The following is an 18,669-nucleotide window of genomic DNA, read 5'->3' on the forward strand; positions in this document are numbered from 1 at the left end:
CTCGTCAACCGTCTGAACCGGCCCGACAGCGAACCTATCCGCTTATCAACGAACCACAGGAAACCACACATATGGCTACAGCCGTCCATCTCGACGGGATTACCAAACGGTTCCCCGGCGTCATCGCCAACGACGACGTGGACCTCTCCGTCGAGCGCGGGACAGTACACGCACTCCTCGGCGAGAACGGGGCCGGCAAGACGACGTTGATGAACGTCCTCTACGGCCTCTACCGACCGACCGAGGGGCGTGTCGTCATCGACGACGAGGAACGACGATTCGAATCGCCACGCGATGCAATCGACGCGGGCGTCGGGATGATTCACCAGCACTTCATGCTGGTCGACCCGATGACTGTCACCGAGAACATCACGCTCGGCAACGAACCAACCAAGTGGGGCAACCTCGCCGTCGATAGGGACGCCGCCCGCGAGGCTGTCGTCGAACTCTCCGACAAGTACGGGTTCGACGTCGACCCGGACGCACGGGTCGAAGACATCTCTGTTGGCGAACAACAACGAGTCGAGATTTTGAAGGCACTGTATCGGGGTGCCGAGATACTCATCCTCGACGAACCCACGGCGGTGCTGACACCGCAAGAAGTCGAGGAACTGTTCGACGTTTTCGAAGAACTGACTGAGCAAGGAAAGACCATCATTTTCATCTCGCACAAACTCGGCGAAGCGATGCGCGCCGCCGACGAGATTACTGTCCTTCGAGATGGACGGAACGTCGGAACCGTCGAGGCCGACGACACCACGCGTGAGGACCTCGCGAACCTGATGGTCGGTCGCGAAGTCCTCCTCGACGTGCAAAAGCCCCCGACGGAGACGGGCGAAACCGTCCTCTCCGTCTCCGACCTCAGCGTCGACGACGACAGAGGCGTTCGCGCCGTCGACGACGTGTCGTTCGACGTCAGCGCTGGCGAAGTGTTTGGTATCGCCGGCGTCGACGGCAACGGCCAGTCGGAACTCATCGAAGCGCTCACGGGACTCCGCAAACCGAAACGCGGCGGCATCACCTTCCGGGGTGAGGACGTGACGAAGCGCTCGCGCCAACACCGCATCGACAGCGGGATGGCGTACATCCCCGAAGACCGCCACGAACGGGGCCTCGTGATGGACTTTGACCTCGTGGAGAACGCGCTTCTCGGGAGTCAACACAACCCCGCGTTCGAGTCCGGCGGCCGAATCGACTGGAACGCGACGCGCTCACACGCAGAAGACATCATCGAGAAGTACGACGTCCGACCGCCGAACCCGGAGGCAATCTCCGAATCGCTGTCGGGCGGGAACCAGCAGAAGTTCATCGTCGGCCGTGAGTTCGAACGCGACCCGGCGCTGGTCGTCGCCTCCCACCCGACACGTGGGGTCGACGTTGGCTCTATCGAGTTCATCCACGAGCAACTCCTCGAACTCCGGAGTCGCGGCGTCGCCGTCCTGCTCGTCTCGTCGAAACTCGACGAGGTACAGGGCCTCTCGGACCGACTCGGCGTCATGTACGAAGGAGAGATAATCGACGTGGTCGACCCAAGTAACACGACAGAAGAGGAACTCGGCTTGCTCATGGCCGGGGAACACCCGGACGATGCGGACACCGACGTTTCGGCCGCGGACGTAGACAGCGTGGCCACGGGCGGTGAGGGCCAGTGAGCGTCGGTGACCGCGCCCGCGATGCGCTGATTCGATTCGTCGACGCGTCGGCCGCCGAACGCATCCTCATCAGCATCGCGTCACTCGTCCTCGCTATCGCTGTCGGGACGGTCCTCATCCTCGCCGCCGGGCGCATGACGACGTGCGCACCCTCGTCGGCAGTCTACTACTTCAACGTCGGGTTCTGTTACGACCCGGTGTTGGTGTTCGACCGACTGTTCCTCGGGGCACTCGGCGACCCACTTCGCGGTGGGTGGTCGCCCGACGGTCAGTTCGCAATCACGATGCGTGAGACCACGCTGCTGATATTCACGGGCCTCTCCGTCGCGATGGCGTTCCGCGCGGGTATCTTCAACATCGGAACGCAGGGTCAGATGGTGGTCGGTGGTCTCGCCGCCGCACTCGGAACTCTCTGGGCCTCGCCGTTCCTCTCGGGTGTCACGGGCACGCTCGTGCTGGTCCCGTTCGGTATCCTCGTCGGTGCCGTCTTCGGCGGCCTCTACGGTGCGATTCCGGGCCTGCTGAAGGCGTACGCCGAGGCGAACGAGGTCATCACGACCATCATGCTCAACTTCATCGCCACCGGGGTGACGCTCTACCTCGTCAGCGACGTGTTCAAAGACCCCAACAGCCCTGCCAATCAGACCGTTCCGCTCCCGGACTACGCGCAGTTCCCCGCGCTCTTGTTCGGTGCTCGTCAGGACTTCTCGCTGTACGCGCTCTTCTTCGGCGTCGTCACGCTGTTCGCGCTGTACTACGTCCTCGAACACACCTCGTTCGGGTACGACGTGCGGACGAGCGGGATTCAACCCGAAGCGGCCGAGTACGGCGGTGTCGACGCCGCCAAGACCATCGTGTCGAGTTTCGCCCTCTCCGGTGCCCTCGGTGGCGTCGCGGGCGCACTCTACGTGACGATGGTCATCGGGAAGTTCCAGTCGGGCGTCCCGGCGTACGGGTTCGACGGCATCACCGTCTCTATCCTCGCTGGCAACAACCCGCTCGGCGTTGGCTTCGCTGCACTCCTCTTCGGTGTGTTGAAGAGCGGAACGACCGCCGTGCAGTTCGCCACCGACGTGCCGCCGCAACTCGTCGGCGTCCTGCGTGGCCTCATCATCCTCTTCGTCGCGATGCCCGAGTTCTTCCGTCTCATCGGCCGCCGTCTCGTAAAGCCAAACGACCAGTCCAAGACCGTCGCAACTGACGGCGGGTTCACCGTCGGTGAGCACACGTCAGACGCGCAGTCTGACGGTGGTGAGCGAATCGAAGGTTCGCGAGCCTCGTCGGACCGCAGGTCCGACGGCGGGCGACAGGGAGGTGAGTCCGATGAGTGAAGAGAACACGACCACGCTCTTCGGGCGTGACTTCGGGGAGTTCTCCTCGCGCACGACGGCCGTCGTCGCCGCTATCGTCGCCCTCGCGGCCACCTTCGCGGCAGGCATCGTGTTCCCCGATTCGATTGCGGGGACGCTCACCGACATCCTCACGAGCGAGGGGACGCTCTCGTCTGCGCTTCGCCTGTCGGTGCCAATTGCACTCGCCGCACTCGGCGGTATCTTCGCGGAGAAGTCCGGTGTCATCAACATCGGGCTCGAAGGCCTGCTCATCATCTCGGCGTTCACCGCCATCTACGTCACCGACATCACCGGTGGCGTCTGGATTGGGTTCGTCGGCGGCGTCGTAGCCAGTGTGTTGCTCGCACTCCTGTTCGCCATCGTCGTCATCGAGTTCCGCGCCGACCAGATTATCGCCGGCCTCGCCGTGTGGCTCATCGCCCTCGGCCTCGCGCCGTTCGCCTCGCAGGTCATCTACGGTCGGCCGAACTCCCCGAGCGTCGACACGCCCGGGACCATCACCATCCCGGTGCTCTCGGACATCCCGTTCTTCGGGGCACTGTTCGACGCCTCGCCGACGGTGTACCTGATGTTCGCCGCCGTCGCACTCTCGTGGTACGTCCTCAACCGGACGACGTTCGGCCGCTGGGTCCGCGCCAGCGGTGAGAATCCGAAGGCGCTCGACACCGCCGGTGTCGACGTGTCGCGCATCCGCTACGCCGCCGTCCTCCTGTCCGGCGTCCTCGCCGGCATGGGCGGCGCGGCACTGTCGCTGGACCTCGGGCAGTTCACCGGGAACGGCCCGACGATGGTCAACGGGAAAGGATTCATCGCCATCGTGGCGTACCTCTTCGGGAACTACAACCCGGTCGGAGCGTTCTTCTCGACGCTCCTGTTCGCCGGTCTCGACGCCATGCAGACCGTCCTCCAACTGCAGGGTATCGGGCTTCCCCGACAACTCATCCGCATCATCCCGTTCGTGATGGTCATCGTCGTCCTCGCGTTCGTCGGCCGCACCCGCATCCCGGCCGCCGCGGGCGAGCACTACGACACCGGCGACGACAACCGGTAACGTCGCCTCTCACGGTTTCGCCGCTCGAACACTGTTTTCGACACGTTTCGTCACCTGACTACGCACTCGACTCGTCCGAGCACGTGTCAACCGAGTAACCAACAACCGATGCGGGAGTAAAGAGTTTTCAGCCCGCGATATGCAGGTGATACCATGACCACACACGAGTTCGATGTGGTAGTCGTCGGCGCAGGCACCTCCGGGTGTTACGCCGCTGCGACTATCGCACGAGCGGGCTACGACGTGGCAATCGTCGAGCGAAAGTCCGCCGAGGAAGCAGGACACATCGCCTGTGGTGACGCGCTGAAGGGTGCGGACGCCTTCCCCGAGGCGATTCCGAAGTCGAAGATTGAACCCGCCTTCACGAATACAGAGGTCGACCACGGTCGGTTCGAGATTCCCCAAGAAGACACCGTCCTCGACATTCCCGTCCCCGGCGAACTCGCAGTCATCGACCGCTGGGAGTACGGCCGCCTCATCATCGAGGGTGCTGACGAAGCGGGCGCAGAGTTCTACTACGATACCGTCGTTCAGGACGTGTTGCAGGACGACGACGGCCGTGTGACGGGCATCGTCGGCAAACAGAAGGGCGAGGACGTTCAGTTCGACGCCGACATCGTCATCGACGGCGCAGGGTCGCTCTCGCTCTTACAGGACAAAGTCGACTTCTCTGGGTCGACGTTCGACACCAACGTCTCCTACTCGCACTTCTCTTCTGCCTACCGCGAAGTCGTCGAGGTCCCCAAACCGGTCGAGTGGTCCGACGCCCTCGTGTTCAAACCGGCCGAGATTGCGGCGGGCTACGTCTGGTACTTCCCCCGCACGGAGACGACCATCAACGCCGGCCTCGGATTCCAGATGACCGAAGAACCGATGAAACTCGTCGACGACCTGAAGAAGGACCTGCGCGAACGCCCCGAGTTTGAGGGCGCAGAGGTCATCGACAAACTCGGTGCCGCCCTGCCGACCCGCCGCCCGTACGATTCGGCGACTGCACCGGGGTACATGGCCGTCGGCGACGCCGCGGCCCACGTCAACCCGACGACCGGTGGCGGCATCGCCGGCGCGGCGTACGCCGGGAAGTACGCCGGCGAGCAGTCGATTATCGCACTCGAAGAAGGCGACGTGAGTGAGGAGGTACTCTGGCGCTACAACCAGCGCGTCATGGACCACTTCGGTGGTCGCTACGCCAGCCTCGACGTGTACAACATCCTCTCGACGGCCGTCGACGTGGACGACCTGATGGGCCTCATCGCCTCACTCCCCGGTGAGAAACTCGCCGAAGCGCTCTACTCTGGGACCACGTCGTTCGGACCCAAACTCCTCGTCCAGACCGCCGCGTCGAGTTACGGTCACTGGGGACAGATTTGGAACTTCTTCAAGGTGAAGCGACTCGCAGACGAACTGCTGACCCACTACGAACGCTACCCGAGTCGGCCGAGTGCGCTCGCCGGATGGCAAGACGAACGGGACCGCATCATGGACGACATCTACGAAGTCACTGGCGCGGACCCGAAGTACTGACCGCGTCTTCGAACACGACGTCTCGAAACTCGAATCGGGCACCACCCGTTTTTCCCGTCGTAATCGACACCGACCAGTCGTGCGCGTCGGCGACGCCGGAGACGATTGCGAGACCGAGTCCCGTCCCGTTGGGGTCGGTCGTGTACCCGGAGTCGAAGATTCGGTCGCGTTCTTGCGGTGGGATGCCGGGACCGTCGTCTTCGACGAAAAAGCCGTCTTCGAGTGGGCCAACGCGGACGTGGACGTCTGACCCGGCGTGCTCGACAGCGTTGCGAAAGAGGTTCTCGAAGACGGCGGTGAGTCGCTCTGGGTCGGCCATGAGTTCTGTGTCCGATTCGACGGTGAGTCCCGCCGCGTCGAGTCCGGTGTTCGCCACGGCGTTCGCCGCGACGCTCGCGAGGCCGACCGGTTCGGTCTCACCCACCGTCTCGCCGGTCCGGGCGAGTTCGAGGACGTCCTGTATGAGTGCCTCCATCCGGTCGTGCGCGTCGGCGACCGTCGAGAGGTGCTCGATACCGTGACCTTCGCGAGCGAGTTCGAGGCGCATCTGCGCCACGTTTAGCGGATTCCGCAGGTCGTGGCTCACGACGGAGGCGAACTGGTCGAGACGTTCGTTTCGCCGTTCGAGTGCTGCTCGGTACTCGTTTCGCCGAGAGGTCCACCGGGTCGCCCCGACGACGAGTGCGACTGACCCGGCTAACAGTGCTACGTCTTCGAAAACGAGAGCGAAGAGGTCTGAGTGGACGACGACTTCGCCGAGCGCATCGGTCACGGCGTAGATGCCGACGAGGACAGTCCCGGCGTAGAGCGGTCGCCAGATAGCCTGTAGTTCGCGGATTCCGGAGAGGGCGTACGACCCAGCGAGTGGAATCGGGACGAGGAGTAACTCGACGACGACCCGCACCCACGGCACGTCCGAAGCGTCTGGAAAGAGGACGACCTGCAGACCGGCGACTCCGACGACGACTCCCACGGCGACGAGCGTCGGTCGGAGGCCAGCGTCCTCTGTCGATTCACTTCGGAGCGGCCCCATCGCTGGCGGCTATGCACGGGGGGGACAAATAAGCGCTGGCGGTTTGGATTCGAACCACCGGGCCGGACTCGGTCGGTGCGACCCTGCGAGACGCCGATTCAGGGCCGTTCTGCGGCGATGCGGTCGATGCTCCCGGAGAGAACGTCGATTGCGATGCGGATAGTCGCCTCGTCGACGTCGAACGTCCGGGTGTGGTGACCGCCGGGGTGGTCGGTTCCGACACCGACGTACGCGGCGAGTCCGCCTCGGTCCTGCACGTACTGCATGAGGTACGTCGCGTCTTCGCTGCCGCCGAGTTCGTCGCTGTCGAGGATGGAGTCGACACCTTCGACGCTCTCACTCACGTCGCCGACGAGTGCTCGGAGTGCGTCGTCGCTGCGGGCACTGGGTGCCTTCCCTTCGACGGAAATCTCGACGTCGCAGTCGTGCATCGTCGCCGCCGACTCGATGATGGTGTGGGCGCGGCCTTCCATGTACTCCATGAGTTCGGTCGTCGCGCCGCGGACTTCGCCTTCGATGTACGACTCTTCGGCGACGATGTTCGTCGCAGTGCCGCCTCCCATCAGGCCGACGTTGACTCGTGTTGCGCCGTCGGAGTGCCGAGAGATACCGTAGAGGTTCTGGATGGCCGCGGCGGCGGCGAGGTTTGCGTTGTCTCCTTCTTCGGGTTTCGCGCCCGCGTGGGCCGGTGCGCCGGTGAAGTCGGCGCGGAAGTGCGAGACGGCGAGAAAGCCATCGACACCGCAGACGACTTCGCCCGTCGGGTGGTCGAGGCCGACGTGGAGGGCCAGCAGGTAGTCGACGTCGTCGAGGTGGCCGCTCTCGGCGACTGCTTTGCCGCCGGCGACGCGTTCTTCGCTCGGTTGGAAGAACACCTTGAACGTCCCCTGGAAGTCGGAGGCGGCGACGGCGTCGAGGATGCCGAGGCCGATGGTCGCGTGGGCGTCGTGTCCACAGGCGTGCATGAACCCCTCGTTCTCTGAGCGGAACCCTTCCGCCGCGGGGAGGTGGTCTTCGTCTTCGGACTCGGTGATTGGCAGGCCGTCGATGTCGACGCGGAGGCCGATAGTCGGGCCTTCTCCTCGTTCGAGGACGGCCACCGCGCCGGTGAACCCGCCGGCGAGTCGTTCGAGGATGTCTTCGCGTGCGCCGGCGACGCGGGCCTTCTCGAACCACTCGTCGAGTTCCTCGTCGTCGGGGACGGCCATTCGCTCGTCGGCGTCGAGAATCTCCGGGCCAACGTAGAGTGCGTCGAGGTCGCGTGTCTCTAATTCGTCGACGATGCGGGCGGTCGTATAGAACTCTCGCCACGCGGGTTCGGGGTGGCGGTGGAGGTCGCGTCGAAGAGAGATGAGGTCGTCGAAGGTGGCCTGTTGGCTCATGCTACGAATTTCCGCGTGGGCGTTGATAAACACTCGCGCCACTCTGGCACTCTCTCGTGTCGACCTAGCGATAAACTCAAACTTTCGAATGAAAGTTGGCGGCAATTCGTGTGCCTTTTATCCCCGACCGAAAGTGTGACAGACGATGCCAGAAGAACCGGACATCGAGCTTCGTTTCCGCGGGGGGAGACTCGTCAGTGCACTCCCCATCGCTCTGTTCATCGCGTGGGCGATTTTCCAGAGCGGTATCCTCGGCATAGGCGATACGACCGGCCTCGTCGCGGGGATGCTGACAGGACTCATCGTGGGACTGCTGTTCGTCCGGGGAGACTGGAAGGACTACGCGGACGTCATCTTCGCTGGCATGACCCGGCGAGTCGCCGCGACGGCAGTCGTCGCGTGGCTCTGGGCGGGGATGTTCGCAGAGACCATTCAGGTCGGCGGCTTCGTCGATGGCCTCGTCTGGGCGGCGACCATCCTGAACGTCGGTCCCGGGTTGTTCCCGGCCGTGACGTTCCTCTTGGCCGCGCTGCTCGCGACGGGCATCGGCACTGGATACGGCACCGCAATCGCCTTCACGAGCCTCGTGTTCCCCGCAGGGCTTCTCCTCGGTGCAAACCCCGTACTACTCTTCGGCGCGATTCTCTCCGGCGCCGTCTTCGGAGACAACCTCGCCCCTGTGAGTGACACGACAATCGTCTCTGCCGTGACGCAGGATGCCGACATCGGTGGCGTCGTCGCGTCTCGTGTGAAGTACGCCGTCGTCGCTGCGGTACTCGCAATCGCGGCCTACCTCGTCGCCGGGTTCGGGATTCCCGGCGTGTGGGGCGGCATGCCGCACGCGAGCGTGACCGGACAGGTCGACGCGAGCGTCTCGCCGTGGGGCCTCGTCCACCTGCTCGACATCGCTATCGTCATCGTCCTCGCGATTCGCGGCCGGCATATCATCGAGGCAATCTCGTGGGGCCTGTTCGCCGCCGCGTTGTTCAACCTCGCACTCGGTGCTGCGGGCGTCGTCGACGTGTCCGCAGCGAGCATGCTCCTGTTCAGTGCGCCGCAGAACGGCCTCACGCAAGCAGTCGAGGCACTACCACTCGTCGGTGCACTCGTCGAGACAGTCCCGGCCGCGGAAGTCGGCGTCGGTGGGAGCATCTACTCCGGTGCGGCGGGCTTCTTCCCGCTCATCGTCCTGACGCTCCTCCTCGTCGCGGGCGCGGAAATCATGCGTGCCGGCGGTGGGTTCGACGCGATTCAGGAGATTCTCATCGACCGCGTCGCGACGACGGTTCGCCGCGCCGAGACCACGATGGTGCTCGGGACGGCACTCGTGAACGCGACGGTCACCATCAACACGGCCGCAGAAATCGCTATCGCACCCTACATCGCCACGCTGGGCAAGCGATTCAACATCAACGGCTACCGGCGCGCCAACATCCTCGACGCCAACACCTCGGCGCTCGGGTACATCTTCCCGTGGGGCGGTGGACTCCTCGCTGGCCTCGGTGCCATGCAGGGACTCGTCGGCGGCGAGGCGACGCCGTGGTTCACCCAGCAGATGGTCGTGAACCCAGCAACTGTCTGGCCGTACGTGTTCCACGGCTGGTTCCTCGTGGGCGTCTTCCTCTTCGCCGCGTGGACCGGCTACGGCCGCGAATACGTCTCTGACCGCGTCAGTGAGGAGGTGAGTCGCGTATGAGTCGTCTCGACAAACTCCTCGCCGGGTGGACCTTCCGTACCGCGACACCCACGTTCGACGCCGGCGAGGTCATCACGGCCTACGTGACACACCGTGATTCGGATGGGTACTCCGTCCGCGTCGGTGACTCCATCATCCGAGTCGGCGACGCCGACGACGTCGCTATCGAGACCAAAGTCCGTCTGAAAGTCACCTCGTTCGACGACGCGACGTACGAGGGGACTGGCGAAATCGTCGACGTACTCGGGGCAGACGGGTAGACGCCGCAGAACAGCGATTCGACTCACACGTTTTTGCGTGGTTCGACCGCCGGTAGAAGAATAGCGTCTGTCGACAGCGCCGGAACCGTCGTCACGAGCGGCGCCGGTGGGGCGTCGTCAGCGACGCGTGTCAGTCGCGGGTCGTCGGTGACGTGTCGTCAGTTGCGACGGTGGCCGAGCGGTTTCTTCTGTTCGACTTCTATCTCGACGTGGACGCTGTCGGGGAACTCCTTGTGTCCGACTTCGCGGGCGATGTGGTCTGCACCGTGGATTTCGATGCGGCGCGTGTAGACGGTGTAACTCCACGACGAGAACTCGTCGCCCGGTTGGAGCGTCCGGTACTGCGGGACGTTCGTGCGCTTCGGTTGGTCGGCGTGAGGGCCGCGACACTCGGCACCCTTCTTCTCGACGAACTGCTTCAGGTCGCCCACGACTCTGTCGAGGACGGTCTTATCACCGCTTTGAAAAGTGAGTTTCGTGACGAAGGTCATAGCTGGGTACTACCAGTGTGTTGGTTGCTCCGACCGTAAAAGCGCATCTACACGGACGTGGGGAGGCACACACTCCCACGGGGAACCCGAACGAACGACCGTGTGAACGGTGTACATCCTCCGATACCCTCTTAAAGGGTGGCACATTTATTTCGGGTAATGGCAGTCGAAGCGGTCAGCGCTGGTGCCATCCTCTTCCGCGACACCCGCGGCCGGAGGGAGTATTTACTCCTGAAGAGCCGTCCCGGGGACTGGGAGTTCCCAAAAGGCGGGGTCGAGGGGAACGAGGAGCTCCAGCAAACGGCAATCAGGGAAGTCAAAGAGGAGGCGGGAATCGAAGATTTCCGTCTCATCGACGGCTTCCGCGAAGACTACAGCTACGTCTTCGAAGCGAACGGTACGACCATTCACAAGACAGTTCACCTGTTCATCGCGCGCTCGTTCGAAGCGTCCGCGGAACTCTCGACAGAACACCGCGACTTGCAGTGGCGCGACTACGAACAGGCCATCAACACCATCACGCAGGATGGTCCGCGCGAGATATTCGAGCAAGCACACGACTTCCTCGACGAACTCGCCGCGCGGAACGAAGGCGAACACAAGTACCTGAAGTAACGTCGACCGGACGACTCACCGTCGGTCTTCGGGGACAAGGAAGCGGCAGCGCTGTTTCTCCGTGGACCGAAACGCCTTCCGTCCCGCACACTGAGTCCCTGTCGTGAGCGACACCGCCGACCGTGACCCGGAGTTCGCCTTCGAACTTCGCGTCTGCCGCTGGGCAGAGCGCGCGTGGCACCCCGACGGTCCGCGCCCCGCGATAGTCGCCCGACAACTCGGCACGCGAAATCGCCGGTGGGACACCGTCGTCGTCGAAGTCGACCCCGAAGCGTTCGCCGCGCGGTACGCCCTCTCGACCGATGGGTTCGACTCGGACCTCTTGCGTGTCGTCCGCCACGCCCCCGCCGACTGGCAGTGGTACCGCGATGCGATTCCAGAACCTGACTTCCCGTGGCGACACGTCGTCCCGGCGGTCCACCGTGCGGCGGGTCTCGATTTGGTCGACAAACGCCGCGGGTCACGCAACCGAGTCGAGTACAAGCAGACTGCGCCCTATCCAGACTGGGTCGAACGCATCGTCGCCATCGAGAACAAACCGAACCTCGACGCCTCCGCCGCCCGTGCCCTCGCCGACCAGTTAGAACACGACGTGTCGCGAGCACTCGCGGACGAAGTGTGGGTCGCCACCGAGGCGACCGGTGACCGCGTCCAACCCGCGCTCTTGGAGGACCTCCCAGTCGAAGTCGGCATCCTCTCGGTGGGTGACGAGTCGACAGAAGTGCTGTGGCACCCGAGTAAACTCACGCCCGACGACGCCGACGCTCGCCGCCGACTCGTCCTCGCCGAACGGGCCTACGACCGGGGATGGCGGACGTACCTCGATACGATGCGCCCCGACTGCCGACACTTCGAACTGAATCGGCGAGGAATGGCACTCGTCCCCCGGTGTGGGGCCAAAGCGTGTTATCAGAGTCAGCGCGAGTGCGCCCACTCGTGTTCGTCGTTCGAACCCGAACCACCCGCGTGGCGGACGAGAGGGTGGCCAATCGAAGGCGGGCCGGGAAAGGGACTCCGACGGATTCTCGAATCACGACGGGAGCGTGCCCGAACGCGGGTGTTCGAGGACGTCGAACGTGGTGAGGGCCACGAAGTGTAATCACACCGCCAATTTAACCGTCACTGCGCGAAACCGTCCTCGTAGAGACGGCGTTCAGAAAATGTCCAACCCAGCCGAAGTGATCAGTGTCGTCGTCGCGCTCGAATTCGTCGTCGTGTCCTCGATAGTCTTGCTCTTGGTGCCGTTCGACGCCGCAGCGCCCCTCATTCCCCTTCTGTTGGTCTTTCTGGTCGCATTGCACGCGTATCGGAGTTGACCACGGGTGGGAGGCACTCGGCACACCCACCGTTTGGCAGTGTGCGTCTGCGAGGTCAGACGACTTCGACGTCCACGTCGTCGCGGTCGACTGCGAGTTTGAACGTCGGGACTGTTCGGTAGACGACTTCGACGACACCTTTTCGGCGGAGACTCTGGAGCGCTCGGCGGACGTCGTCTACGTCTGGGTCGATGTCGAACGCCTCGCGGAGTTTGTTGAGGACGCTCACGACGCTCTCGGAGCGCTCGTCGGGGCCGGCGACGACTTCGAAGACACGGGCTTCGAGAGTCGGGACCCGGATGACGCTCGGCACCGACTCTTCGTCGCCGTCGCTCTCGACGCCGGGTTCGACGCCGACGAGTTCTGCGGCCTCTGCCGTGGCGCGAATGAGACTGTTGTCGTCGCGGTAGTAGTAGTCCTTGAGGTCGGATTCGAGGTACTGATGGACCTCGCTGCCGCTTTCGAGGTCCCACCGGTCCTGCAACTCCTTGTTCTTCGTCGGTTGGAGGCGGACGATGTCGGCGAGTCGTTCTTTCGCCTCGTCGGAGAGCGTCATACTCGGACGATTCGATGGAGGAAGTATAACGTTGTTCTGGAATCTCCAGCAGAGGGGACCAATCGTTAATCATTATCCCTCCACCACCCGTGGCCTCTGCCATGAGCTGGGAAACACTCCGACTCGACTGGGACGACGACGACGTTGCCACCATCACCATCGACCGACCCGACCGGATGAACGCCCTCAACACGGACACGCTCGACGCCCTCGAAGAGGCGCTCGACGAGGCCGAAGAACGGGGCGCGCGCGTCCTCGTGCTCACCGGGGCCGGCGACAAGGCGTTCATCGCGGGCGCAGACATCAGCTACATGAAGGATATCGGGACGCCAGAGGCACAGGAGTACGCCGAGCAGGGCCACCGCATCGCCTCGCGCCTCGAAGAGTTCCCGGCACCCACCGTCGCAGCAATCAACGGGTACGCCTTCGGTGGTGGCATGGAGTTCGCACTCGCCTGTGACCTTCGCGTCGCCTCCGAGCGAGCGCTCCTCGGCCAGACCGAAATCGACCTCGGTATCATGCCCGGGTGGGGTGGCAGTGTCCGTCTGCCGACCCTCGTCGGCGACGAACTCGCGCGCCGACTCATCTTCTTCGGTGAACGCGTCGATGCGAGCGACGCCCACGAGTACGGCATCGTCGGCGAAGTCGTCGCTCACGACCAACTCGATTCGCACGTCGAAGAACTCGCCGCGGACCTCGCCGCAAAGCCACGACACGCACTCGCCGGCGCGAAGGCGGCCATCAACATGTCGCACGACGCGCCCCGCGACGCCGCACTCGATTTCGAGGCCCGCGTCTGGAGTGGCCTGTTCGGCACGCACGACCAGCGCGAAGGGATGGACGCGTTCCTCGAAAAGCGAGACCCAGACTTCGAATAGAACCAGCGACGCCGTTTCAGCGGTCTTCGATTTCGGCCATCGCCGCTTCGAGGTCACGAACCGACTCCGAAATCTCGGCGACGATTTCGATTTGAGTGTCGTTCGCGGCGACTGCGGCACTCGTCTCTTCTTGCACGTCGGTCGACTGTTGGTACGCGTTGTCGACCATGCTGGCGACTTCTTCGGTGCGGACCGCCTGGTCGTCGGTGGCGTCGGCGATGTCGTCCATGCCCGTCGCCGCTTCACGAATCGTCGCGGCAATCTCGGTCTGATTTTCGATGAGCGTGTCGATTCGTTCTGCGCCGTCGCGAACGTCTTCGGTGAGTGACTCGATACCGGCCACAGTCTCGGTGGCGTCGTTTCGCGTCTCGCTGATAATCTCCTCGATACGTTCGGACTCGGATTGTACCTCGTTCGCGAGCGACTTCACTTCGTCCGCGACGACGGCGAATCCGGCACCTGCGTCGCCGGCGCGGGCCGCTTCGATGTTGGCGTTCAGTGCGAGGATGTTCGTCTGGTCGGCGATGTCGTTGATGACCTCGATGATTTCGCCGATTTCCTCGATGTGCTCGGCGAGTTCGTGCGTCCGGTCGGCGACGTGTTCGCCGCCTTCTGCGACGCGGTCCATCGCTTCGGCGGCGACTTCGCCGTCTTCACGTGACTCTTCGGCGAGGTGCTGTGCTTCGGTGCTCTGTCTGTTGATTTCGTCGGCACTGGCAGCAATCTCTTCGACTGTCGCCGACAGCGACCCGACTTCGCCGGAGACTTCTTCCATCGCCTCGGCTTGTTGACTCGCGATTTCGTTCGCGGCGGTCACGCTCTCGGAGACGTCGTCCGCCGAGGCCATCGCTCGGTCGATAGACGCGGAGACTTCCTCAGAGACCTGTTCTTGTGCTTCGCTCATCATCTGGTTCTTTTCCACCATCTCGGTCGTCTCGGTGGTAAGTTCGACTGCGCCGACGACTTCGCCGTCGGGTGCGTACAGCGGTGTCCCCATCGCTCGCACCCAGAGCATCCCGTCGTCCGTCTGGACGCCGCGGTACTCGTCTTCGCGGATTACCTGGTCGGTTCGTGCAATCTTCGTCGCGAGAATCTCGTCTTTCCCCTCGGTGCCGAACGCGTCGATGCCGCGCTTGCCGATATCCGTCGCCGGGTCGATACCGTACGCATCGGTCGCGTATTCGTTGATGTGCGTCAGGTGCCCCGACGAATCGACGGTGAACATCGGTTCGGGAACGTTGGCGATGACCTGTTCGAACAGTCCTTTCCAGAAGTCTCGCTCTGCTTCGAGACGTGACGTCTCGTCCAGCGACTCGCTGGGTTCCCAGCCCAGTCCAGCCCCGTTCTCGTGTGCCTGCATGTCTACCGATGCCCACGAAAACGGGTCTAATAAAGCCTACACGCCGTCTATCACGAACGATATTGGCGCTCGGACGCGGCAATACTGACGACACTGGACTGCAACTGGTAGCCTCCGGAGTTGTGTTAGCACGCATCCTGCTACGGCTAAATACTCGTGTATGTAATGAATAATCATGCAGGATAGAATCAAACTGAGTCGTGTCGAACCCGCCTTAGAGGGTATCTCCTACCCGACGACCCGACGAGACGCCGCCGCCGCGTTCGACGGTGTGACAGTCCTGCTCGCCGATGGAAACGCCGACTTAGGTGAGGTTATCCGTGGGTGTTACACCGACGAGTTCGCCGATTCGAGAGAACTGTACTACGAACTCAACATGGCGATGCCCATCGAGGCAGTCGGCGAACCGGGCCAGTCGGACGGCGACGCCTGAGTGCGACTGCCCCCTCGGTCCCCACCCGAGCACCCTTTTGCGACGACGTAATCCGGACGCTTAAGTTCCTCAAGCGGTAGGACGTACTATCATGGAGTTCTGCGACGAATGCGGGTCCCTCATGACACCGCAGGACGGTGTCTGGGTCTGCGCGAACGGCCACGAGAAGGCACGCGACAGCGAGAAAGAGAAGACGATGGTCACCACCGAGGGCCAAGAGTCGAGCGAAGTCGTCGACATGTCCGACGTCGACGCCGGCGAGATTGGCCCGACGACGAAGGCCATCTGTCCGAGTTGTGGCCACGACGTAGCGCGCTACGAGATGAAGCAGATTCGGTCCGCCGACGAGTCCGAGACGCGCTTTTTCACCTGCGTCGAGTGCGACCACAAGTGGCGCGAAGACGACCACTGAGCGGTTCGCCTTTTTCCTCTCTCCGTCCGTAGTGGGGGTTATGGCAGATGTGCCGCCTCCGCCCACACTCCCTTCGCTCGAGGGGTGGGTCCGCGTCGACGAATCGACCGACCGCCCGTTCGAATTCGGGTTCATCCACGTCCTCGCGCGGACCGTCATCTACGAGGACGCGACCATTCGAGAACGCATCCCCGCCATAGCCGACGGACCGTGGCGCTTCCTCTTCGCCACCCGTCTGGAAGTCCGGCCACGGACGCCGCCCTCGAAGGCGCTCACGCGACTGGTTGTCAGTGGCGCCGCCTCGGGATTCGAAGAGCGACTCGCCGAGCGCGGCTTTTCGGACGTGCACCGAAGTTGGACTCGTTCTCTCGCGGTGCACGACGGTGAAGCAGAAGTCATCCGCTACGACACGAAGGTCACACTGGCCGGGGTTCGACTTGCGGCGGACGCCTACCTCGCAGTCGTCCCCACCGATGGTGAGTACCTGTTGTTGGGCGGTGCGTACCCCCGAGAAGTCGTCGACGGTGCGGGTGAGACGGCCGAAGCGCTCCACGACGCCATCGACCCGGAGCGGTTCAGAGAAGAGTTGTTCCGCGTGATTCGGCGCATGGAGTGAAGCGTCTGCGTCGCGCGCAGACGCCCCGCCGATTACTCGTTGCGAGCGAAGACGAGGTAGCCAGTGTGGCCGACACCGGCAGTGGATGGGCGCGACCCACGCTCGCCGAAGTCCATGTGTCGCTGAATGGTTTCGAACGTTTCCACGTCCGAGAGACCCGCCTCGCGCGCCGCCTCGACTGTCGCGCGCGTCCCTTCGACGAAGGGTGAGTAGACGGCGACGTAGCCTCCTGTCACGAGCAGGTCGGGTGCCTCGCGGACGACTTCTGGTGCGTTCTCCGTGTCGAGAGTGAGCACGTCGAAGTCGTCTTCGCGGAGGGCGTCCAGTTCGTCGGTGATGTCGCCCGTGCGAACGTCGACTCGGTCTTCGACGCCTGCGAGTCGCATGTTCTCGCGGGCCACGTCGGCGAAGTCGGCGTTTCGCTCGAACGTCGTCACGTCGACGTCGAGTCGGCCGAGGTACGCAGAGAGGACGCCCGTCCCGGTTCCGGCGTCGAGGACGCGTTCGCCCGCCGCGATGCCGGTGTGGCCGACGATGAGGCCGATATCTCGCGGCATCATCGGTGCGCCGGTTCGCTCGAAGTGGTTGAACAGGTCCGGCCCGCGGGGTTCGCGGACGAGGAATTCCTCACCGATGTGGGTTTCGAGCGTCTGGCCCGCTTTCACGTCCTCGGGGACGGTCAGCATCCCGAGGTCGGTGTGTAACTCCTCACCGGGAGCGCGGAGGTACTCTCGGTCGCCGTGAACGAGGAGTATCACTCCAGACGTGCGATGGCCGCGGCGAGGTCGCCGTCTTCGGCCTCGAGTGCTTCGCGCGCGTCGTCCTTCGAGACGCCGGCACGTTGTGCGACGATTTCGATGTCGGACTCCGGAATCGCCCCGTCTGCCTCGTCGCTCTCGGCTTCGTCGTCACCGGCACCGAGTTCGCGCGTCTCGGGTTCGCCGACGATTTGGTAGGTCTCTTGGCCCTGCGCGTCCATGCGCGTGACCTGCGCGTCCGAGAAGACGAGTTCCTCGTCGGCCGTCTTGATGACGACTTCCTCGGCGTCTAACTCGGTGACGTCGATACCCATCTGCTTCATCATCTGCTTCATCTTTCGCGGGTTCATCCCGCCGCCTCCAAACATACCCGAAGGGTCGGGGTCGCCTCTCAAAAGCGTGGCGAACGTCGCTGGCGACGTGTCTGCGAATCCGACCCTCCTCGGAGTCTGAATGCGTCACTCCAGACGAGAACTGACCGCGAGTCCGTTCCCGACGGGGAGGACGATGGTCTCGTACCGCGGGTCGGCACGGACAGCGTCCAGATAGGCCGCGATGCCGCGCGTGTCGTCGTTCGTGCCATCGAGTGCTTGCGCGGTTCCGTCTCCCCACTCGACGAGGGCGCCGAAGTCGATGGGGCCGCGCATCACGTTGTCGGCGACGACGATGCCACCGACGGCGACCCGGTCGCGAATCACGTCGAACGCCTCGGCGTAGCGGTGTTTCTGGTGGTCGAACAGCACGAGGTCGAACTCGCAGTCGACGGACTCGACCAGTTCGAGTGCGTCACCTTCGAGGAACGTCGTCCTGTCGGCGAGTCCGGCGCGTTCGAGGAAGTCGCGTGCCATGTCGAGTTCCTCGGGGTCGTGCTCGGTCAAGAACAACTCTGCCTCGTCGGTCATCCCTTTGGCGAACCACGTCGCCGAGTACCCGAACCCGGACCCGAACTCGAAGAGTCGGGTCGCGCCAGCCAGTTGGGCGAGAAAGCGCAAGACTCCGCCCGCTTCGGGGCCGATGATTGGGAACCCGTGTTCGGCGGCGTACGCTGCCATCTCGACTTGCACCTCGTCGTGGTCGGGTGCGGTGGCGGTGAGGAAGCGCTTGGTCTCGTCGGTGAGGATATCCATACGAACAGAGGGTCGGCATCGCGGATAAAGTTCGACATCCTGTTGACGTGAACGCCCGATTACGTCCTCTGTCACCCCTGCGTTCGGGGGACACCCCGTGGTACTGAGACGTCTCTGTGTGGCCAGTCGCACCGACGCTGGCAAACGTTACCGTCCA

At 63.7% G+C, this 18,669-nt stretch carries 19 protein-coding genes and 1 pseudogene; 12 read left to right on the top strand and 8 right to left on the bottom strand.

All coding sequences use genetic code 11. From position 1 onward, the window contains the following. Positions 1–71: 71 nt before the first annotated feature. From GJR96_RS13385 to GJR96_RS13400, 4 genes and pseudogenes are all read left to right on the top strand, one after another. A complete protein-coding gene (locus tag GJR96_RS13385) occupies positions 72–1,652 on the top strand; it encodes an ABC transporter ATP-binding protein (RefSeq protein WP_151163383.1) in 1,581 nt (526 codons plus the stop codon). Continuing rightward, positions 1,649–2,983, top strand: coding sequence for an ABC transporter permease (locus GJR96_RS13390; RefSeq protein ID WP_225317741.1), 1,335 nt, complete (start codon positions 1,649–1,651; stop codon positions 2,981–2,983). Before GJR96_RS13385 ends, GJR96_RS13390 begins: the two co-directional genes overlap by 4 nt. Continuing rightward, entirely contained in the window at positions 2,976–4,055 is a 1,080-nt protein-coding gene (locus GJR96_RS13395; RefSeq protein ID WP_151163384.1) for an ABC transporter permease, read from the top strand. Before GJR96_RS13390 ends, GJR96_RS13395 begins: the two co-directional genes overlap by 8 nt. A 141-nt stretch (positions 4,056–4,196) precedes the next feature. Then, a pseudogene (locus tag GJR96_RS13400) lies at positions 4,197–5,579 on the top strand (geranylgeranyl reductase family protein); the annotation flags it as partial. On the opposite strand, the gene GJR96_RS13405 reads toward GJR96_RS13400, so the two are convergent. Together GJR96_RS13405 and GJR96_RS13410 are read right to left on the bottom strand one after the other, a co-directional pair. After that, the gene (locus GJR96_RS13405) at positions 5,554–6,612 is read right to left on the bottom strand and encodes a sensor histidine kinase (RefSeq protein WP_151163386.1); all 1,059 of its coding nucleotides are present in this window, start codon (positions 6,610–6,612) and stop codon (positions 5,554–5,556) included. The pseudogene GJR96_RS13400 and the gene GJR96_RS13405 sit on opposite strands and share 26 nt — an antisense overlap. 98 nt (positions 6,613–6,710) lie before the next feature. Continuing rightward, entirely contained in the window at positions 6,711–7,994 is a 1,284-nt protein-coding gene (locus GJR96_RS13410; RefSeq protein WP_151163387.1) for an amidohydrolase, read from the bottom strand. 145 nt (positions 7,995–8,139) lie between these two features. Here GJR96_RS13410 and GJR96_RS13415 point away from each other — a divergent pair, with 145 nt between their 5' ends. Further along, positions 8,140–9,690: a Na+/H+ antiporter NhaC family protein gene (locus GJR96_RS13415; protein WP_151163388.1), complete on the top strand. Its 1,551-nt coding sequence runs from the start codon at positions 8,140–8,142 to the stop codon at positions 9,688–9,690. Further along, positions 9,687–9,950 (top strand): DUF7513 family protein, encoded by a 264-nt coding sequence (locus tag GJR96_RS13420; protein WP_151163389.1) that lies wholly within the window; start codon positions 9,687–9,689, stop codon positions 9,948–9,950. Before GJR96_RS13415 ends, GJR96_RS13420 begins: the two co-directional genes overlap by 4 nt. A gap of 158 nt (positions 9,951–10,108) precedes the next feature. Here the strand turns inward: GJR96_RS13420 and GJR96_RS13425 are convergent, their stop codons facing one another. Next, complete coding sequence (locus GJR96_RS13425; RefSeq protein WP_151163390.1) at positions 10,109–10,441, bottom strand: uS10/mL48 family ribosomal protein; 333 nt, start codon at positions 10,439–10,441, stop codon at positions 10,109–10,111. Between the two features lie 159 nt (positions 10,442–10,600). Here GJR96_RS13425 and GJR96_RS13430 point away from each other — a divergent pair, with 159 nt between their 5' ends. Continuing rightward, positions 10,601–11,056 (top strand): bis(5'-nucleosyl)-tetraphosphatase, encoded by a 456-nt coding sequence (locus GJR96_RS13430; protein WP_151163391.1) that lies wholly within the window; start codon positions 10,601–10,603, stop codon positions 11,054–11,056. A 103-nt stretch (positions 11,057–11,159) separates the two neighbouring features. Further along, on the top strand, positions 11,160–12,155 hold the full coding sequence (locus GJR96_RS13435) for a DUF5787 family protein (protein ID WP_151163392.1): 996 nt from the start codon (positions 11,160–11,162) through the stop codon (positions 12,153–12,155). A 272-nt stretch (positions 12,156–12,427) separates the two neighbouring features. Here GJR96_RS13435 and GJR96_RS13440 read toward each other — a convergent pair whose 3' ends face one another. After that, positions 12,428–12,928: a DUF5797 family protein gene (locus GJR96_RS13440; RefSeq protein ID WP_151163393.1), complete on the bottom strand. Its 501-nt coding sequence runs from the start codon at positions 12,926–12,928 to the stop codon at positions 12,428–12,430. Between the two features lie 101 nt (positions 12,929–13,029). Here GJR96_RS13440 and GJR96_RS13445 point away from each other — a divergent pair, with 101 nt between their 5' ends. Further along, complete coding sequence (locus GJR96_RS13445; RefSeq protein ID WP_151163394.1) at positions 13,030–13,806, top strand: enoyl-CoA hydratase/isomerase family protein; 777 nt, start codon at positions 13,030–13,032, stop codon at positions 13,804–13,806. Between the two features lie 16 nt (positions 13,807–13,822). Here GJR96_RS13445 and GJR96_RS13450 read toward each other — a convergent pair whose 3' ends face one another. After that, entirely contained in the window at positions 13,823–15,166 is a 1,344-nt protein-coding gene (locus tag GJR96_RS13450) for a methyl-accepting chemotaxis protein (RefSeq protein WP_151163395.1), read from the bottom strand. 175 nt (positions 15,167–15,341) lie between these two features. Here GJR96_RS13450 and GJR96_RS13455 point away from each other — a divergent pair, with 175 nt between their 5' ends. From GJR96_RS13455 to GJR96_RS13465, 3 genes are all read left to right on the top strand, one after another. Further along, positions 15,342–15,599, top strand: coding sequence for a DUF5789 family protein (locus GJR96_RS13455; protein WP_151163396.1), 258 nt, complete (start codon positions 15,342–15,344; stop codon positions 15,597–15,599). Positions 15,600–15,690: 91 nt separating this feature from the next. Then, positions 15,691–16,011 (top strand): transcription factor S, encoded by a 321-nt coding sequence (locus GJR96_RS13460; protein ID WP_058573825.1) that lies wholly within the window; start codon positions 15,691–15,693, stop codon positions 16,009–16,011. 40 nt (positions 16,012–16,051) lie between these two features. Continuing rightward, on the top strand, positions 16,052–16,627 hold the full coding sequence (locus tag GJR96_RS13465; RefSeq protein WP_151163397.1) for a DUF6517 family protein: 576 nt from the start codon (positions 16,052–16,054) through the stop codon (positions 16,625–16,627). Between the two features lie 32 nt (positions 16,628–16,659). On the opposite strand, the gene GJR96_RS13470 is transcribed toward GJR96_RS13465, so the two are convergent. From GJR96_RS13470 to GJR96_RS13480, 3 genes are all read right to left on the bottom strand, one after another. Next, complete coding sequence (locus tag GJR96_RS13470; protein WP_151163398.1) at positions 16,660–17,385, bottom strand: tRNA (adenine-N1)-methyltransferase; 726 nt, start codon at positions 17,383–17,385, stop codon at positions 16,660–16,662. Beyond that, positions 17,382–17,753 carry a nascent polypeptide-associated complex protein gene (locus GJR96_RS13475; RefSeq protein ID WP_151163399.1) on the bottom strand — a complete coding sequence of 124 codons (372 nt, stop codon included), beginning with the start codon at positions 17,751–17,753 and terminating at the stop codon, positions 17,382–17,384. Before GJR96_RS13475 ends, GJR96_RS13470 begins: the two co-directional genes overlap by 4 nt. Before the next feature lie 90 nt (positions 17,754–17,843). Then, entirely contained in the window at positions 17,844–18,512 is a 669-nt protein-coding gene (locus GJR96_RS13480; protein WP_151163400.1) for an O-methyltransferase, read from the bottom strand. Between the last annotated feature and the right edge of the window lie 157 nt (positions 18,513–18,669).

It is taken from the genome of Haloferax litoreum, assembly GCF_009674605.1.
In the GTDB taxonomy this organism is placed as follows: domain Archaea; phylum Halobacteriota; class Halobacteria; order Halobacteriales; family Haloferacaceae; genus Haloferax; species Haloferax litoreum.

Coding starts and splice junctions, on each gene's coding strand:
- GJR96_RS13465 (WP_151163397.1), top strand. CDS start 16,052: ATGGCAGATGTGCCGCCTCCGCCCACACTCCCTTCGCTCGAGGGGTGG.
- GJR96_RS13415 (WP_151163388.1), top strand. CDS start 8,140: ATGCCAGAAGAACCGGACATCGAGCTTCGTTTCCGCGGGGGGAGACTC.
- GJR96_RS13460 (WP_058573825.1), top strand. CDS start 15,691: ATGGAGTTCTGCGACGAATGCGGGTCCCTCATGACACCGCAGGACGGT.
- GJR96_RS13445 (WP_151163394.1), top strand. CDS start 13,030: ATGAGCTGGGAAACACTCCGACTCGACTGGGACGACGACGACGTTGCC.
- GJR96_RS13420 (WP_151163389.1), top strand. CDS start 9,687: ATGAGTCGTCTCGACAAACTCCTCGCCGGGTGGACCTTCCGTACCGCG.
- GJR96_RS13455 (WP_151163396.1), top strand. CDS start 15,342: ATGCAGGATAGAATCAAACTGAGTCGTGTCGAACCCGCCTTAGAGGGT.
- GJR96_RS13430 (WP_151163391.1), top strand. CDS start 10,601: ATGGCAGTCGAAGCGGTCAGCGCTGGTGCCATCCTCTTCCGCGACACC.
- GJR96_RS13385 (WP_151163383.1), top strand. CDS start 72: ATGGCTACAGCCGTCCATCTCGACGGGATTACCAAACGGTTCCCCGGC.
- GJR96_RS13480 (WP_151163400.1), bottom strand. CDS start 18,512: ATGGATATCCTCACCGACGAGACCAAGCGCTTCCTCACCGCCACCGCA.
- GJR96_RS13405 (WP_151163386.1), bottom strand. CDS start 6,612: ATGGGGCCGCTCCGAAGTGAATCGACAGAGGACGCTGGCCTCCGACCG.
- GJR96_RS13440 (WP_151163393.1), bottom strand. CDS start 12,928: ATGACGCTCTCCGACGAGGCGAAAGAACGACTCGCCGACATCGTCCGC.
- GJR96_RS13410 (WP_151163387.1), bottom strand. CDS start 7,994: ATGAGCCAACAGGCCACCTTCGACGACCTCATCTCTCTTCGACGCGAC.
- GJR96_RS13395 (WP_151163384.1), top strand. CDS start 2,976: ATGAGTGAAGAGAACACGACCACGCTCTTCGGGCGTGACTTCGGGGAG.
- GJR96_RS13475 (WP_151163399.1), bottom strand. CDS start 17,753: ATGTTTGGAGGCGGCGGGATGAACCCGCGAAAGATGAAGCAGATGATG.
- GJR96_RS13450 (WP_151163395.1), bottom strand. CDS start 15,166: ATGCAGGCACACGAGAACGGGGCTGGACTGGGCTGGGAACCCAGCGAG.
- GJR96_RS13425 (WP_151163390.1), bottom strand. CDS start 10,441: ATGACCTTCGTCACGAAACTCACTTTTCAAAGCGGTGATAAGACCGTC.